Annotated in this window: 15 protein-coding genes and 1 pseudogene; 6 read left to right on the forward strand and 10 right to left on the reverse strand. The window is 60.6% G+C overall.

Translation table 11 applies throughout. From position 1 onward, the window contains the following. From ADK28_RS31850 to pilM, 9 genes and pseudogenes are all read right to left on the reverse strand, one after another. Positions 1–80, reverse strand: a pseudogene (locus ADK28_RS31850) (DNA adenine methylase); the annotation flags it as partial. A gap of 84 nt (positions 81–164) precedes the next feature. Further along, positions 165–1,178 carry an SPOR domain-containing protein gene (locus ADK28_RS24030; RefSeq protein WP_016930365.1) on the reverse strand — a complete coding sequence of 338 codons (1,014 nt, stop codon included), beginning with the start codon at positions 1,176–1,178 and terminating at the stop codon, positions 165–167. Positions 1,179–1,334: 156 nt separating this feature from the next. Continuing rightward, positions 1,335–2,435, reverse strand: coding sequence for a 3-dehydroquinate synthase (gene aroB, locus ADK28_RS24035; RefSeq protein WP_033639217.1), 1,101 nt, complete (start codon positions 2,433–2,435; stop codon positions 1,335–1,337). Positions 2,436–2,541: 106 nt separating this feature from the next. Continuing rightward, positions 2,542–3,063 (reverse strand): shikimate kinase AroK, encoded by a 522-nt coding sequence (gene aroK, locus ADK28_RS24040; RefSeq protein WP_004391482.1) that lies wholly within the window; start codon positions 3,061–3,063, stop codon positions 2,542–2,544. Positions 3,064–3,412: 349 nt separating this feature from the next. Further along, positions 3,413–4,657 carry a DNA uptake porin HofQ gene (hofQ, locus tag ADK28_RS24045; protein ID WP_048796869.1) on the reverse strand — a complete coding sequence of 415 codons (1,245 nt, stop codon included), beginning with the start codon at positions 4,655–4,657 and terminating at the stop codon, positions 3,413–3,415. Further along, the gene (locus tag ADK28_RS24050; RefSeq protein WP_028127614.1) at positions 4,654–5,013 is read right to left on the reverse strand and encodes a HofP DNA utilization family protein; all 360 of its coding nucleotides are present in this window, start codon (positions 5,011–5,013) and stop codon (positions 4,654–4,656) included. Before ADK28_RS24050 ends, hofQ begins: the two co-directional genes overlap by 4 nt. Further along, positions 5,006–5,500 (reverse strand): hypothetical protein, encoded by a 495-nt coding sequence (locus ADK28_RS24055; protein WP_048796870.1) that lies wholly within the window; start codon positions 5,498–5,500, stop codon positions 5,006–5,008. The genes ADK28_RS24050 and ADK28_RS24055 overlap by 8 nt, the downstream gene beginning before the upstream one ends. Then, positions 5,493–6,032, reverse strand: coding sequence for a PilN domain-containing protein (locus tag ADK28_RS24060; protein ID WP_033639215.1), 540 nt, complete (start codon positions 6,030–6,032; stop codon positions 5,493–5,495). Before ADK28_RS24060 ends, ADK28_RS24055 begins: the two co-directional genes overlap by 8 nt. Next, positions 6,032–6,865, reverse strand: coding sequence for a pilus assembly protein PilM (gene pilM / locus ADK28_RS24065; RefSeq protein WP_033639214.1), 834 nt, complete (start codon positions 6,863–6,865; stop codon positions 6,032–6,034). The genes ADK28_RS24060 and pilM overlap by 1 nt, the downstream gene beginning before the upstream one ends. 121 nt (positions 6,866–6,986) lie before the next feature. On the opposite strand from pilM, the gene mrcA reads away from it, so the two are divergent. Continuing rightward, the gene (gene mrcA / locus ADK28_RS24070; RefSeq protein WP_031300057.1) at positions 6,987–9,545 is read left to right on the forward strand and encodes a peptidoglycan glycosyltransferase/peptidoglycan DD-transpeptidase MrcA; all 2,559 of its coding nucleotides are present in this window, start codon (positions 6,987–6,989) and stop codon (positions 9,543–9,545) included. A gap of 51 nt (positions 9,546–9,596) precedes the next feature. Here mrcA and nudE read toward each other — a convergent pair whose 3' ends face one another. Beyond that, complete coding sequence (nudE, locus tag ADK28_RS24075; protein ID WP_015379304.1) at positions 9,597–10,151, reverse strand: ADP compounds hydrolase NudE; 555 nt, start codon at positions 10,149–10,151, stop codon at positions 9,597–9,599. A 445-nt stretch (positions 10,152–10,596) separates the two neighbouring features. Here nudE and ADK28_RS24080 point away from each other — a divergent pair, with 445 nt between their 5' ends. The 5 genes from ADK28_RS24080 to ADK28_RS24100 all read left to right on the forward strand — a co-directional run. Beyond that, positions 10,597–12,732, forward strand: a complete 2,136-nt coding sequence (locus ADK28_RS24080) for an intracellular growth attenuator family protein (protein ID WP_048796871.1) — start codon at positions 10,597–10,599, stop codon at positions 12,730–12,732. A gap of 97 nt (positions 12,733–12,829) precedes the next feature. Continuing rightward, positions 12,830–13,510 (forward strand): GMP/IMP nucleotidase, encoded by a 681-nt coding sequence (gene yrfG, locus ADK28_RS24085; RefSeq protein WP_016930376.1) that lies wholly within the window; start codon positions 12,830–12,832, stop codon positions 13,508–13,510. After that, positions 13,507–13,914, forward strand: a complete 408-nt coding sequence (gene hslR, locus ADK28_RS24090; RefSeq protein ID WP_016930377.1) for a ribosome-associated heat shock protein Hsp15 — start codon at positions 13,507–13,509, stop codon at positions 13,912–13,914. Before yrfG ends, hslR begins: the two co-directional genes overlap by 4 nt. 25 nt (positions 13,915–13,939) lie before the next feature. Further along, positions 13,940–14,818, forward strand: coding sequence for an Hsp33 family molecular chaperone HslO (gene hslO / locus ADK28_RS24095; RefSeq protein ID WP_015379307.1), 879 nt, complete (start codon positions 13,940–13,942; stop codon positions 14,816–14,818). Between the two features lie 194 nt (positions 14,819–15,012). Beyond that, positions 15,013–15,439: phosphoenolpyruvate carboxykinase (ATP) (locus ADK28_RS24100; protein WP_048796872.1), on the forward strand; the 427-nt coding region annotated here is incomplete at its 3' end.

Below are 15,439 nucleotides of genomic sequence, written 5' to 3' on the forward strand. Positions count from 1 at the left end.
GCCGGCAGATGGCGACGAATCTCATCTACCAGCGGGTATTTTCCACCAGCCCATTTTAAAAAAGCGCGGTTTTTCTTCATGCCGTCAATTAGCTACTTATACAATTCAGAGCGGCGGATTGTACTCTGTTTCAGACAGCACATCAGCGCACAAATTTAAATGATTTATTTTTTAAGATCTTGCTGCACTTGGTGTACAGGTCGGACCCACGGTTTTTTCGCCTGCACATCCGCCGGCAACGAAGCAATGGCGCGCTTCGCTTCTGCGGAAGAAGCATAGTTGCCGCTCACCAGCACGTACCACGGCTTGCCGTCACGCTTGGTGGCGTACACCAGGTAATTCTGCAGTTTCTGCTGTTTGGCGTAGGCGTTCAGCGTATCGGAACGCGAAGCGCTGCTCAGTTGCAAGGTATAGTGGCTGCCCGGCGCAGACTGCAGAGAGCTGCCGCTGCTGGCGACCGCTCCCGCTTTCGCGGTGGAAGACGGCTTGGCCGGCGGCGTATACACCGTGGTCGGTGATTTATGCTGCGTTGCGGTCGGTTTGGCGGCGGCGGTTTTCGCCGGCGTTTTATGCTGTTGCGGCGCGGTTCCCTGCACAGGACGCGTCGCTTCGCGCGCTGCGGCACCGCTCATCACCGTCGCCGGTGCGGTCGGCAACGTCGACGCTGCGCCAGTCATGCCTTGGGTCGCCGCATCCACCTGCCCCTGCTGCTGCGACAGCGCATCCGCCATGTTGCCCGGCAAATCGACGCGCTGCTGCGCACCGCCCTGCTGAGGCTGCGTTTGCGCTTCGGTCGGCGTGCCGGAGATCGGCGGAACGCTGACGTTCTGCGGTTGCTGCGGCTGAGTCGCGCTCACGCCGTTGTTATCGTGGGTATCCGTCGTGCCGCCCGGCACGCCGTTGTTGGCGGTGGTCAGCGACGAAGAACCGGACAGGTTGATATCGCGGGCTCCGCCGTTTTGCGCGCCGTTCTCCTGAGCCGCTTCATGTTTGGTCGGCGCCTTCAGGGCTGAACCGATGCCGATAATCAGCAGCAGCAACACCAAAATGCCGATGCCAATCATCAAATGTTGGCGCGAAACGGCGAAGCGCGGCGCGGCGGCCGGCTTGCGCGAGCGCGTAGGGCGACGATCGCTGCTATCAGGTCTGAGATCGTCTTCCGGTTTAAACTCGTCCATCTGAAACCCTCCAACTAGAGGCAAAAGCCCGCCACCGTAGACCTACCGTGGCACGGGCAGATTAACCCGATGATGGCAAAGCGACACCCGTCGTGCTCTGCTCACTGTATTAATATAGATGCAAATGGCGGCTAAGCCACTGTTACTTAGTCCGATTTAATTACGCGCCCGCTCAGGCAGGCAGGCGGCGATCGACGCCAACACCAGCTCATGCCCTACGCCGCCGCGCACTTCCGCCGCACCGATCGCGGTCGGCAGCACCAGACGCAGTTCACCCGCCAGCACTTTCTTGTCGCGCAGCATGTGCGGCAGATAGGATTCCGGCGTCATTTCCTGCGGCCCGCAGACCGGCAAGCCGGCGCGCAGCAACAGCGTTTTGATGCGCTCGATGTCTTCAACGGAGAACTGGCCGAGACGGTGCGCGGTTTCCGCCGCCATCACCATGCCCGCAGCCACCGCTTCGCCGTGCAGCCATACGCCGTAGCCCATTTCGGCTTCGATGGCGTGGCCGTAAGTATGGCCAAGATTCAGCAAGGCTCGCAGTCCGCTTTCGCGTTCGTCGGCGGCCACAACCTCGGCCTTGAGCTCGCAGCAGCGGCGGATACAGTAGGCCAACGCCTGCATATCCAGCGCCATCAGCGCATCGATGTTGTTTTCCAACCAGACGAAGAACTCGCGATCGAGGATGATCCCGTATTTGATGACTTCTGCCAGGCCGGAAGAGAGTTCACGCGTCGGCAACGTTTTCAGGCAATCCAGATCAACCACCACCGAAGCGGGTTGATAGAAAGCGCCGATCATGTTTTTGCCGAGCGGGTGGTTGACGGCGGTCTTGCCGCCCACGGAAGAGTCCACCTGCGACAACAGCGTGGTGGGAACCTGAATGAAGCGCACGCCGCGTTGGTAGCACGCGGCGGCAAAGCCGGTCAGATCGCCGACAACGCCGCCGCCGAGGGCGATCAGCGTAGTATCGCGCCCGTGCGGTTTTTCCAGCAGCGCCGAAAACACCTGCTCCAACACCGCCAGAGATTTGTACTGCTCACCATCAGGAAGGATCACCTGATCCACCACGACGCCGCCCTGCTCCAGCACCTGCCGGACACGCTCCAGATAAAGCGGCGCCAGGGTCTGGTTGGTGACCAACATCGCTTGCTCACCCGCCTTCAACGGCATAAAAGAAGCCGGATCGTTGAACAATCCGGCGGCGATGGTAATCGGGTAGCTGCGCTCCCCAAGCGTTACAGTAATTCTCTCCATGTCGCGCTCAGTTCTCTGTATGGTGCGGCGGTGGTTGATCCCCGCAACTGCGGGGAACACAAATCAGTTATCCGCATTGGCCGACGGCGAACGCGGAAAGCGGCAATCAGTTGCTTTCCAGCATGTTGATGATCTGGTTGGCAACCACTTTAGCGCTCTGATCGTCGGTGCGGATGGTGACATCGGCAATCTCTTCATACAACGGATTGCGTTCTTTCGCCAAGGCTTCCAGCACTTCACGCGGCGGAGAATCGACCTGCAGCAGCGGGCGTTTTTTATCACGCTGGGTACGAGCAAGCTGCTTCTCGATCGTGGTTTCCAGATAGACCACCACGCCGCGCGCGGACAGACGGTTGCGCGTTTCGCGCGACTTCACCGAACCGCCGCCGGTCGCCAACACAATCCCTTGTTTTTCCGTCAGTTCATTAATGACTTTTTCTTCACGATCGCGGAAACCTTCTTCCCCTTCCACGTCGAATACCCAGCCCACGTCAGCTCCGGTACGTCGCTCAATTTCTTGATCGGAGTCGAAGAACTCCATATTGAGTTGCTGAGCTAACTGACGGCCAATAGTGCTTTTGCCGGCACCCATAGGCCCAACCAGAAAGATATTGCGTTTCTCTGCCATGTTTTTCGGTATTACTAAGACAATTCGTTAATGTTAACCCGCCCCGCCAATCAAATCAGCGGCGGGACCTAAACTGAAACCTCATGAGCGATAGTGCGAGATCAGACGAAAAATTATCTCAACACTCTTGGTAGTTTGGCAACCGAATAAATCGCAATCCACGCCGCGGGAGGGAAACCATATGTTTTTAACGGCGTCTTGACGCTAACAAAAAACCTCGGTGCTCAATTCGGTAACCCTTGTAAGCTAAATCGGCCGCAGCGTCAAACGCAGATCCCCCCAAGGGGATAAAAAAGTGTATCTGCTCATCAACTTTAGGAGATTTGCCGCCCAGCCGACAGGCAGCCGCTTATCCCTTAATCAGAGTCGGCGTAATGAAGATCACCAGTTCGCGTTTTTTCTGTTGTGCGCCGCTTTGCCGGAACAAGCCCCCCAGCAGTGGCGCATCCCCCAATCCCGGCACCTTGTCCGCCGTCTTGCCGCTATGCCGTTGAAAAATACCGCCGAGCACCAGGGTTTCGCCGCTTTTCACCGTGATCTGCGTCTTAATCTCTTGTTTATCGATGGTCAATGCCTCACCCGCCCCGCGGCTGATGGCGCGCCCCGGCATATTTTGGCTGATGTGCAGCGTCAGCGTGATGCGCCCGTCCGGCAACACTTTCGGCGTCACCTCCATGCCCAGCACCGCCTCTTTGAACTCGATGGCGGTCGCACCGCTGGCGCCGCTCGACACTTCATAAGGGATCTCCGTCCCCTGTTTGATGCTGGCGGTTTGCAGGTGCGCCGTCAGCAGGCGCGGACTGGCGATGATCTCCACCTGATTCTCCTGCTCCAGCGCCGTCAGCTCGAGGCTCAACAAACGCCCGCTGATGCGCGCCAGATGAAAACCGGCGTTCACGGCGCCGCGTTCCAGCGGCAGATTGACACCGACATTGCCCGGCCGCAACGGCCGCGCCGGCCTGTCGTCGGCCGCCAACCCCCAACGCACGCCAAGCTCACGCAGGCTTTCGCGGTTGATCGTCACGATATGCGCCGCCAGTTGCACCTGCGCCAGCGGCGCGTCCATTTCCGTTATCCGCTTTTTCAACTGCGTCAGGATTGGCGCGGTGTCGCGCAGCAGCAACGTATTGGTGCGTTTATCCGCCAACACGCTGCCACGCTCGCTCAACAACGCGCCGCGTTGGGCGTTGAGGCTTTCGGCAATTTCCGCCGCATCGCCGTTCTGTAACGTCAGGGTCAGGCTGTGCAGCGGTTGCCGCTGCGCCAACGCCTCTCGCTGCTGCCTTTTTTCCTGCGCGTCCGGCTCCGGCGAGATCAGTATCACGTTGCCTTCCCGCGTCATCGCCAGTTTGCCCATGCGCAGGGTCAACGCCAGCGCCTGAGGCCAGGGCACATTCTCCAGCCGCAGCGTCAGGTTGCCGCTCACGCCGGGCGCGGCGATCAGGTTCATCTGCCGATAATCCGCCAACGCCTGCAGGATGACCGTGACCGGCGCATCCTGAAATTCCAGGGAAACCCGCTGCTTATCCTGCGCCTGCGCGGTGCCGAGCGTCAGGCACCACAGCGCCACGGCCAATCCAGCACATCCTTTCATGGTTTGCCATCCTTGTTGTCCATCATGAGCGAGACGTCGCCCTGGCTCGCCGGGCAATCCGGTTCGGCCGTCAGCGCCGTTAACGTCAAGCTACGCGCCTGCACCTGTGTCACCTGCCAGCGCTCGGCCAGCACCCGTTGCTGCGGCCGCAGGCGCAACCATTGTCCCGCCGGCGTCACCACCCAGCCATAGCGCAGCGTCGGTTGCCCGATGACGCCTTTCAGTCGCCAGCTCGCCGGCGACGCCTCCGTTTGGGCACAAGCAGGCATCGGAAGCGGCGCAAACGGGTCGCGCGGCTCAGCGCATAGTGCCCATGGCCACAGCAGCCACCACCAACGGCCGGGTCTTTTACTCATTGGGCTGATCCTCGGCGGCATCCTGCAAAACCAACCGCGCCGTCATGCCAAGGGGCGGCGTCTCCACGCTCAGCTGCTCGAGGCGTAAATCGGCGGGCAGCGCCTCCAGCAGCGCCAGCAAACCGGCGTAGTCAATGCGCAAGCTCAGCGTTTGCCGCGGCGGTTTTTCCTGCCGCTGCCAGCGCAACAAGGCGCCTCCCGCCCGTTGCAGCACGCTCGCCAGATCGCCGTTGGTGGACGGAGGAAGCGGCGCCGCCGGGATAGCGGTTTCCGGCACCTCGTCCAGTTGGCGTTGCACCATGGCGATCTGTTGCAACAGGCGCTGTTGCCGCTCCCCCGCGCTTTCCCGCTGACGCCATTCGTCTTGCAGCATCCAGCCACCGCCCAACAGCGCCAACGTGCCGATACCCAACCCTTGCGACAGCAGCAATAGCCAGCCCGGCAAGCTCAGCCAGAGGCGCAGCCCGGATGACAAACGGTTATCCATCACGCCCCCACTGCGCCGCCAGATGAAAGGTGTACAGGCCGTCGTCGCGTTGCGCCACCTCAGCCAAACGCAACCGCGGCAACGCAGGCATCCCCGCCAGCCGCCGTTCGAACTGCGTGATGGCCGCAGGAGAACGGCTCAATCCACGCAGCCGCAGGCCATTCACCGCATCGCTCTCCAGCGCCGTGAGCCACAGCGGTGGAGGAATGCTGGAGGACAATTGCTGCAGCAGATGAAAATAACGCCGGTTATGCTGGGCGTTGCTCGCCTGCCGTTCGGCGCGGGCGCGGTGCAGCGCCCGCTGCGCCCGCTCTTGCTGTTGCTGACGGGCGAGCAACGTCAGTGCCGCCAGCTCTTCACCCAGCATCGCCAGCCGCGCCTGCCGCAGCGCCTGTTGGTGACGCAATTGGCCGGCGACCAGGAACAGCGCCAGCAACAGTGCCGTTACCTGTAACATCAGCACGCCCAACCAGAAATAGCCGCGTCGCCGATCGCGGCGTTGTCGCCAAGGCAGAAAGTTGACCTGATACATCAGCGATCCTCCTCGCGCAGCGCCAGGCCACCGGCCAACGCGAACGCCGAAGGATGCGCAGGCAACGGCGGACGCAGCTGCGTGAAGGCGCTGAGCGGCGACCAGGCAAGGCAACCGGCGGGCAAGGCTCCCGCCAGCACGCTGCCGGCATAGACCGGCCGATCGTCGCCCGCCGGCATCTGAGCTTGCAGCGCCCGCAGCGCCTGCGCGTCATCGTCGCCCGGCGCCAGACCAAAAGCGAACGCGCCGTCGGCCGGCGCCACCCACAGCCATTCTCGTTCGAGACGGTGCATCAGCCCCGCAGCGGGCGGCACGCCTGCCGCCGTCGCCATCATCCGCAGCGCGCAGGGGGTGATATCGACCGCTTGCGGATGCAGGCCAGCCTGACGCAGACAATGCAGCCACTGCTGCAGCTCCTGCCGCCGCGCGGCGGTCAGCAACAGCGCCGCCTCATCCGCCGGCGCGGTGCGATAGTCGAGCGCCAGCGTCTGGCCGTCGAGCGGAAACTGCTTCACACCGTGGCCGCCGATATAGTCGCTGCGTTCCGGCTCGCGCAGCCGCACGTCCGGCTGCGCCATGCGTTGCTGCAACACGCGCTGCGCCGGCAGGGCAATGCGTAAGGAAATATGTCGCGGCAGTTGGACGCGCCATTGCCGCAGCGCCCGGATCAGGAATTCAGAAGGTTCCAGACAGCCATCGCGTAAAACCGCCTGCGGCAGCGCCTGCTGCCACCAGTGGCGCAACTGCCAGCCGTTGCGGCGGCGTTGGGCCGCCACCGCCCGCACGCAGTCGATTTGTATATCCAGCCCCACCTGCCATGCTTGAGGGAACATGTTTCGCAAGCCTCCATAACATCAGATGATAAAAGAACATATCCATGTCGCAGGCTTGCCTTTATACTACCGCGCGGTTGTTTATAAACTGCCCAAATGACTTAGAAATGGGAAATCTCAGGTGAAGTTCGTAAAGTATTTACTAATCCTTGCAGTATGTTGCATCGTGCTGGGAGCAGCCTCGATTTTCGGCTTGTACAAATATGTCGAGCCGCAGCTGCCCGACGTCGCAACGCTGAAAGATGTGCGGCTGCAGATACCGATGCAGGTCTACAGCGCCGATGGCGAACTGATCGCCCAATACGGCGAGAAGCGCCGCATTCCGCTGAAACTGGATCAAATTCCGCCGGTGATGGTGCACGCATTCATCGCCACCGAAGACAGCCGCTTCTATGATCACCATGGCGTCGATCCGGTCGGCATCTTCCGCGCCGCCTCCATCGCGTTGGTCTCCGGCCACGCTTCGCAGGGGGCCAGTACCATCACCCAACAGCTGGCGCGTAACTTCTTCTTAAGCCCGGAACGCACCCTGATGCGTAAAATCAAGGAAGCCTTCCTGGCGGTGCGCATCGAGCAGATGCTCACCAAGGATGAAATCCTTGAGCTGTATCTGAACAAGATCTATCTGGGTTACCGCGCCTACGGCGTAGGCGCCGCCGCGCAGGTCTATTTCGGCAAAGACGTCAGCCAGCTGACCCTGAGCGAAATGGCGACCATCGCCGGCCTGCCGAAAGCGCCGTCCACCTTCAACCCGCTCTATTCGCACGATCGCGCCGTTGCCCGCCGCAACGTGGTGCTGTCGCGCATGCTGGACGAACACTACATCACGCAGGCGCAGTACGATCAGGCGCGCTCCGAAGATCTGGTCGCCAATTACCATGCGCCGGAAATCAGCTTCTCCGCGCCGTATCTCTCCGAGATGGTGCGTCAGGAGATGATCAAGCGTTACGGTGAAAACGCCTATACCGACGGTTACAAGGTTTACACCACCGTCACCAAACGGCTGCAGTTGGCGGCGCAGGAGTCGGTACGCAACAACGTGCTGGCCTATGACATGCGCCACGGTTACCGCGGCCCATCCAACGTGTTGTGGAAAGTCGGCGAAGCGGCCTGGGATCGCAAACAGATTGTCGATTCGCTGAAAAACCTGCCGAACTACGGCCCGCTGGCGCCGGCGGTGATCACCGCCGCCAACCCGCAGGAAGCGACGGCGATGCTGGCCGACGGCAGCAGTATTGCCCTGCCGATGGCGACCATGCGCTGGGCACGCCCATACCGTTCGGACACTCAGCAAGGCCCAACGCCGAAACGCGTCACCGACGTAGTGCAGGCCGGCCAGCAAGTGTGGGTGCGTAAAGTGAACGAAGCCTGGTGGCTGTCGCAGGTGCCGGACGTCAACTCGGCGCTGGTCTCTATCAACCCGAACGACGGCGCGGTGAAAGCGCTGGTTGGCGGCTTCGACTTCAATCAGAGCAAGTTCAACCGCGTCACGCAGGCTCTGCGTCAGGTGGGCTCGAACATCAAACCGTTCCTGTACACCGCCGCGATGGATAAAGGTCTGACGCTGGCCACCATTCTGAATGACTTGCCGATTACCCGTTGGGATGCCGGCGCCGGCACCGACTGGCGGCCGAAGAACTCGCCGCCGACCTACGACGGCCCGATTCGCCTGCGACAGGGGCTGGGGCAGTCGAAGAACGTGGTGATGGTGCGTGCGATGCGCGCGATGGGCGTCGACTACGCGGCGGAATATCTGCAGCGCTTCGGCTTCCCGGCGCAGAATATCGTGCATACCGAATCGCTGGCGCTGGGGTCCGCCTCCTTCACCCCGATGCAGCTGGTGCGCGGCTACGCGGTGCTGGCGAACGGCGGTTATCTGGTCGACCCGTACTTCATCACCAAAATTGAAGACGATAACGGCAATACGGTGTTCGAAGCCAAACCGAAAGTGGTGTGCGGCAGCTGTAACCTGCCGGTGATCTACGGCGACACCCACCGTTCGGCGGTGCTGTCCGACGACAACATCGAAAACGTCGCCACCTCGCAGGAAGGCAACAACAGCACGGTGCCGATGCCTCAGCTGGAGCAAGTCACCCCGGCTCAGGTACAGCAGGACGGCGATCAACAGTATGCGCCGCACGTCATCAGCACACAGCTGGCCTTCCTGATCCACGACGCGCTGAACAGCAACATCTTCGGAGAACCGGGTTGGATGGGTACCGCCTGGCGCGCCGGCCGCGATCTGAAACGTCATGATATCGGCGGCAAAACCGGTACCACCAACAGTTCCAAGGACGCCTGGTTCTCAGGCTATGGCCCGGATACCGTGACTTCGGTGTGGATCGGTTTCGACGATCACCGCCGCGACCTGGGCCGTTCGACGGTATCCGGCGCCATCCCGGATCAGATTTCCGGCGGTGAAGGCGGTGCCAAGAGCGCCCAGCCGGCGTGGGACGACTTCATGAAAACCGCGCTGGAAGGCATCCCAGAGCAGAAAGTCACGCCGCCGCCGGGCATCATCAGCGTCACCATCGACAAGAGCAGCGGCAAGCTCTCTGGCGGTGGCGGCGGCAGCCGTTCCGAGTACTTCATCGAAGGAACGCAGCCGACGGACTACCCATCGCGCGATACCGGCACCACGTTGACCGATCCGGGCGGTGAAAGCCACGAGCTGTTCTGATCGAAAAGGGCCAGAGAAATCTGGCCCTTTTTTTATTCGGCGTGAAACGTATCAGCGCGACGCGCGCAAAAATGCCTCGGAAAGGAACAGCGCGCTGACGTTGCGCGCCTCACGGAAATCCGGTTCCGCCAGCAGCGCCATCATGTTGGCGATCGGCCAGCGCACCTGCGGCAAGGGCTCCGGCTCATCCCCCTCCAGGCTCTGCGGATAGAGATCGTGCGCCAGCACGATATTCATTTTGCTGGAAAAGTAGGACGGCGCCATCGTCAGCTTACTGAGAAAATCAAAGCGTTTCGCGCCGTACCCCACCTCTTCCATCAGCTCGCGGTTGGCCGCCTCCAGCACCCCTTCGCCGGGATCGATCAGCCCTTTCGGGAACCCCAGCTCATAGGATTCGGTGCCGACCGCATATTCGCGGATCAGCAGCAGGTCATCGCCAATCACCGGCACGATCATCACCGCTTCGCGATCCGAAGGCCGCATGCGTTCATACACCCGCCGAACACCGTTGCTGAATTCCAAATCGACCGACTCGACGTTAAACAAACGCGAACGCGCGACCGTTTCCACTTTCAGAATTTTAGGTTTTTGCAGGTGTTTATCCATGATTGCCTCAAAGAGGTTACCCAGGCGCGGACGGGGCAACCGAAAAAATGATTGGCGTAACGCACGGCTCGTTGGCGCTCAAACGCTGACCAAATTCGATCCTGATCACATTGTGCGTTAAGGGCAAGCTCCGCCGCAACGCGCATGAACAGTAATTTACTTTCTTTTAACAAGCGTAGCCAGCGGCCGGCGATTTTCCGTACTGATTCAGCAAACAGCGCGCAAGAAAATAGGATAATACCGATATCGACGGCAGAGACCGGTTGCTAGTATCACGCAGGCAAGAATCAGTGATAAAATGGCCTTGCGTCATGAAGGAATGAGATCCAGAGCGAGAATCTGTTTGTTCCCTCATTAGTTCTGGGTGCCTCCTGGCGGTTTACTCCGTATAATATTCAGCTTTTCATCAGGTTGGCGAAATTCACGGGTGTGAGATGGGGATTGCATGAGCACAATAGTGTTGATATTGGCCTTAGTGCTTGTCTGCCTGATTGCCGCCGGCCTGTACCTGTGGTTCAAGGCCCGCAACCCGTCGGCGCTGGCGCACGCATTGCCGTTTATCAAGCCTGCCCACCGCAAGCTGACCGACGAAGAGCGCGCCACAGTCGAGTTCTATCTCAATCAGCAAAACAAGCTGAGCAACAAACTGTTGCCCGGCGGCGGCGCTACGCTGCCCGCGGCCAAGCTGGCGCTCACACCGCAAAGCGATAACGTATATCCGGTCACGCACGCCATCACCCGCTACGGGCTGGCCAGCGACGATCCCAATAAATGGCGCTATTACCTCGACGCGGAAGAGGTGCATCTGCCGCCGTTTTGGGAACCCTATATCACCGCCGACAACCATGTGGAAGTGATCAGAACCCAGACGCTGCCGCTGGTGATTTCGCTCAACGGGCACTCGCTGAAAGATCATATTCACGATCGGCCGCAGCCGCCGGTGGTGGCCGCCACGCCGACCAAAAACGCGTCCATCCGCAAGGAAGAGAGCGAGCATGTCGAGCTGGTCAATATTCGCAAGGAAACGCCGGAAGAGCATGCGCTGAACCGGCCGAACGGCATCCGTGAAGCCGTCATCATCTCCGCCGCGCTGCTGCTGCTGTTCTTCAGCCTGATAAGCCCGGTGCTGGTTATCCCCTGGATGATTTTTGTGGCGGTGCTGATGATCGCCTGGGGATGCTGGAACCTGTTCCGCCGTCCGGCGTCGCGTGAGCTGAAAGAGATCCACTGCCTGCGCGGCACGCCGAAGCGCTGGGGCCTGTTCGGCGAGTCCGATCAGGGGCAGATCAGCAACATTTCGCTCGGCATCATCGATCTTATCTACCCGCCGCATTGGCAGCCGTACCTGACGCAGGATCTGGGCAAGACCACCGATGTGGACGTCTACCTCAATCGGCAGGTAGTGCGCCAGGGGCGCTTCCTCTCGCTGCATGACGAAGTGAAGAATTTCCCGCTGCAGCAGTGGGGCCGCAACGCGGTGCTGGTCGCCAGCTCGGCGCTGGTACTGCTGTTGCTGCTGATCTATATTCCGCTCAACCTGCCGCTGACCCTCAGCATGGCCTGGCTGCAGGGTGCGCAAAAAGTGGAAGTGACCAGCGTGCAAGCCCTGGAAGCCACGCCGCTGCGCATCGGCGACACGCTGAAAGTGCGCGGCAGCGGCATGTGCTATGTGCCGCCGCCGGCCAACGGCGGCGGCACCGTCAATTTTGCGCCGTTCGACTGCTCCGGCATCTATTGGAACAACGCCGCCCCGCTGCCGCAGCCGGAATCGGAAGTCATAGATAAAGCGACGGCCCTGCTGGCCACGGTCAACAGCCAGCTGCATCCGAGCGGCGCCGATCAGAAGGTCAACCCGCAGCTGGCCAGCGCCATCGAGAAATCCGGCATGATCCTGTTGGATGACTTCTCTGATATCGTTCTGAAAACACAGGATTTGTGCCAGGCAGAAAACGACTGCGTGCGGTTAAAAAACGCCTTGGTCAACCTGGGCAACGCCAAAAACTGGAGCGGCCTGGTGAAACGCGCCAGATCCGGCGCGCTGCAAGGCGTCAACGTCCTGCTGCGCCCGGTAAGCGCCGAGTCGCTGGAAAGCCTGACCAAAGTGGCCACGTCGTCGTTCATCTTCAATGAAACGCGCCTGGCCGCCGCGGCGCTCAACAGCCCGCCGCCGGGCGGTTTCCTGATCCGCAGCGATGAAGGCCGCCAGCTGGTCAGCCATCCGCAGTCTTCAGCGCCGCAGAGCGAATACAACGCCCTCGACCAGTGGAATGAGCTGCAGCGCCTTTCCACTCTGCTGCTGCATACCCCGTTCCAGGCGCAAGGGGTGATCACCAGCCTCAGCGTCGATGCCAACGGCACCCGCCACGTGGCGCTGCACAGCGAACCGGACATGATCACCCTGTGGCGCTACCTCGGCACCAGCCTGCTGTTGCTGGCGGTGGTCGTCAGCCTGGGCTATAACGCCTGGCGGCTGGTGCAGCGTCGGCGCATCAATCAGCACCGCGTCGCCGATATCCAGCGTTACTACGACAGCTGCTTCAATCCGCAGATCAATCCGATGTCGATGCGGCCGATGGCCTGAACCTGACGCCGGGCCTCCGCCCTGTCATCTGCTTATGCTACGCTAACGCTATTATTCTCATCTGCGGACCGCCCGTCGGTCCGCCCGTGGAGTTTTTATGGTTCCCGAATTTGATTGGCCGCAGATCGATACCGTGCTGCTGGATATGGACGGCACCTTGCTGGACCTGGAATTCGACAGTCACTTCTGGCTCAGCCTGGTGCCGCAAGCGCTGAGCGAAAGGCGCGCCATTCCGTTTGACGAAGCCCGTCATATCATTGAGCGGGAATATCAGGCGGTGCAGCACACCATGAATTGGTATTGCTTCGATTACTGGAGCGAGCGGTTGGATCTGGATATCTACCGCATGACCAGCGAAGTGGGCAGCCGCGCCCGGCTGCGCGAGGATACCGAGCCGTTTTTACGGGCGCTGCGCGGCGCCGGCCTGCAAACCATTTTGCTGACCAACGCCCATCCGCACAGCCTGGCGGTGAAAATCGAGCATACCGGTCTGGATCGGCACCTTGATTTATTGTTTTCCACCCACACATTTGGTTATCCGAAAGAAGATCAGCGTCTGTGGCAGGCGGTGCAACAGCACACCGGGTTCAACCCGCAGCGCACGCTGTTCGTCGACGACGGCGAGCCGATCCTCGACGCGGCGCGCACTTTCGGCATTCGTTACTGCCTGGGCGTGCAAAACCCGGACTCCAGCACGGCGGAGAAAAGCTTCCAGCGCCATCCGTCGATGCGCGACTATCGCCTGCTGATACCGGCGCTGGCCAAGGGGGAAGCATGAAGGACAAAGCGACGCGCGACGACGCGGTCCGGCTGGATAAATGGCTGTGGGCCGCACGCTTCTACAAGACCCGCGCGCTGGCGCGCGAAATGATCGACGGCGGCAAGGTGCATTATAACGGCCAGCGCGGCAAGCCGAGCAAGATTGTCGAACTTAACGCCGAGCTCAAGCTGCGGCAGGGCAACGAAGAACGTACGGTGATCGTGCTGGCGCTGACCAGCCAACGCCGCGGCGCCGGCGAGGCGCAGCAAATGTATCAGGAAACCGAAGCCAGCATCGCCAACCGCGAAAAAATGGCGCTGGCGCGCAAGATGAACGCGTTGACCATGCCGCATCCGGACCGTCGTCCGGACAAAAAGGAGCGGCGCGACCTGATGAAATTTAAATTTGGTGAGCCGGAATAAGCCCTCACCGCAATGAGAGAAGATTATGTCCAACCATGACCAATTGCACCGTTACCTGTTTGAAAACTACGCGGTGCGCGGCGAGCTGGTTACCGTCAGCGAAACCTATCAGCAGATCCTGAATAACCACGACTACCCGGCGCCGGTGCAAAAGCTGCTGGGTGAACTGCTGGTCGCCACCAGTCTGCTGACCGCGACCCTGAAGTTCGACGGCGATATCACCGTTCAGCTGCAAGGCGACGGCCCGCTGAAGCTGGCGGTGATCAACGGCAACAACCGCCAGGAGATGCGCGGCGTTGCGCGCACCCAGGCGCCTATCGCCGACGACAGCACCTTGCATCAGATGATCGGCAACGGCGTCATGGTCATCACCATTTCCCCGACGGAAGGCGAGCGCTATCAGGGCGTCGTCGGTCTGGAAGGTGAAACCCTGGCCGAATGCCTGGAAGCCTACTTCCGCCAGTCCGAGCAGCTGCCAACCCGCCTGTTCATTCGCACCGGCGAAGCGGAAGGCAACGCCGCGGCGGCCGGTATGCTGCTGCAGGTGCTGCCGGCGCAGGACGGCAATCTCGATGATTTCGATCATCTGGTGCAACTGACCAACACGGTCAAAAGCGAAGAGCTGTTCGGCCTACCGGCCAACGAAGTGTTGTACCGCCTGTACCACCAGGAAGAGGTCACTTTGTACGAACCGCAGGACGTGCAGTTCCGCTGCACCTGTTCTCGCCAACGTTGCGCCGACGCGCTGCTGACCCTGCCGACCGACGAAGTGGCGGACATGCTGGAGCAGGACGGCAACATCGACATGCACTGCGACTACTGTGGCAGCCACTATGTCTTTGACCCGGTTGATGTTGCCGCGTTGTATGCGGGTAACACCGGCGAAAGCGACCAGTTGCACTAAGTTACACCCTTTCGGCGGGCGCGCCCGGCGCCCGCCAACGCCCGCCGTTTGCACGTTTGCTTTTTTCCGTGTGCTATCTCTCAGATCGTAACGAAATACCGCCTAAAACGTTAAATATTTGATACCCATCGCGGTTACGCACCGTTAGATCCCTACAATTGCCGCCAGAAATTCTGTGACCAAGGAGTAGTAACATGCGCGTTAAAGGTATAACCCCTCAGGATCTGGCCGCTTACGGCATTCACGACGTTAGCGAAATCGTTCACAACCCGAGCTATGAACTGCTGTTTAAGGAAGAAACAGACCCATCTCTGGAAGGTTTTGAGCGTGGGGTAGTCACCAAGCTGGGTGCCGTCTCCGTCGATACCGGCATCTTCACCGGCCGCTCGCCGAAAGACAAATACATCGTCCGCGACGACATCACCCGCGATACCGTGTGGTGGGCCGATCAGGGCAAAGGCAAGAACGACAACAAACCCCTCAGCCCGGAAGTGTGGGCCGATCTGAAACACCTGGTCACCGAACAACTGTCCGGCAAACGCCTGTTCGTGGTGGATACCTTCTGCGGCGCCAACGCCGACTCGCGCCTGAAAGTGCGCTTCATCACCGAGGTGGCCTGGC

Origin of the sequence: Serratia sp. 506_PEND (assembly GCF_001076875.1) — a bacterium.
GTDB lineage: Bacteria > Pseudomonadota > Gammaproteobacteria > Enterobacterales > Enterobacteriaceae > Serratia > Serratia marcescens.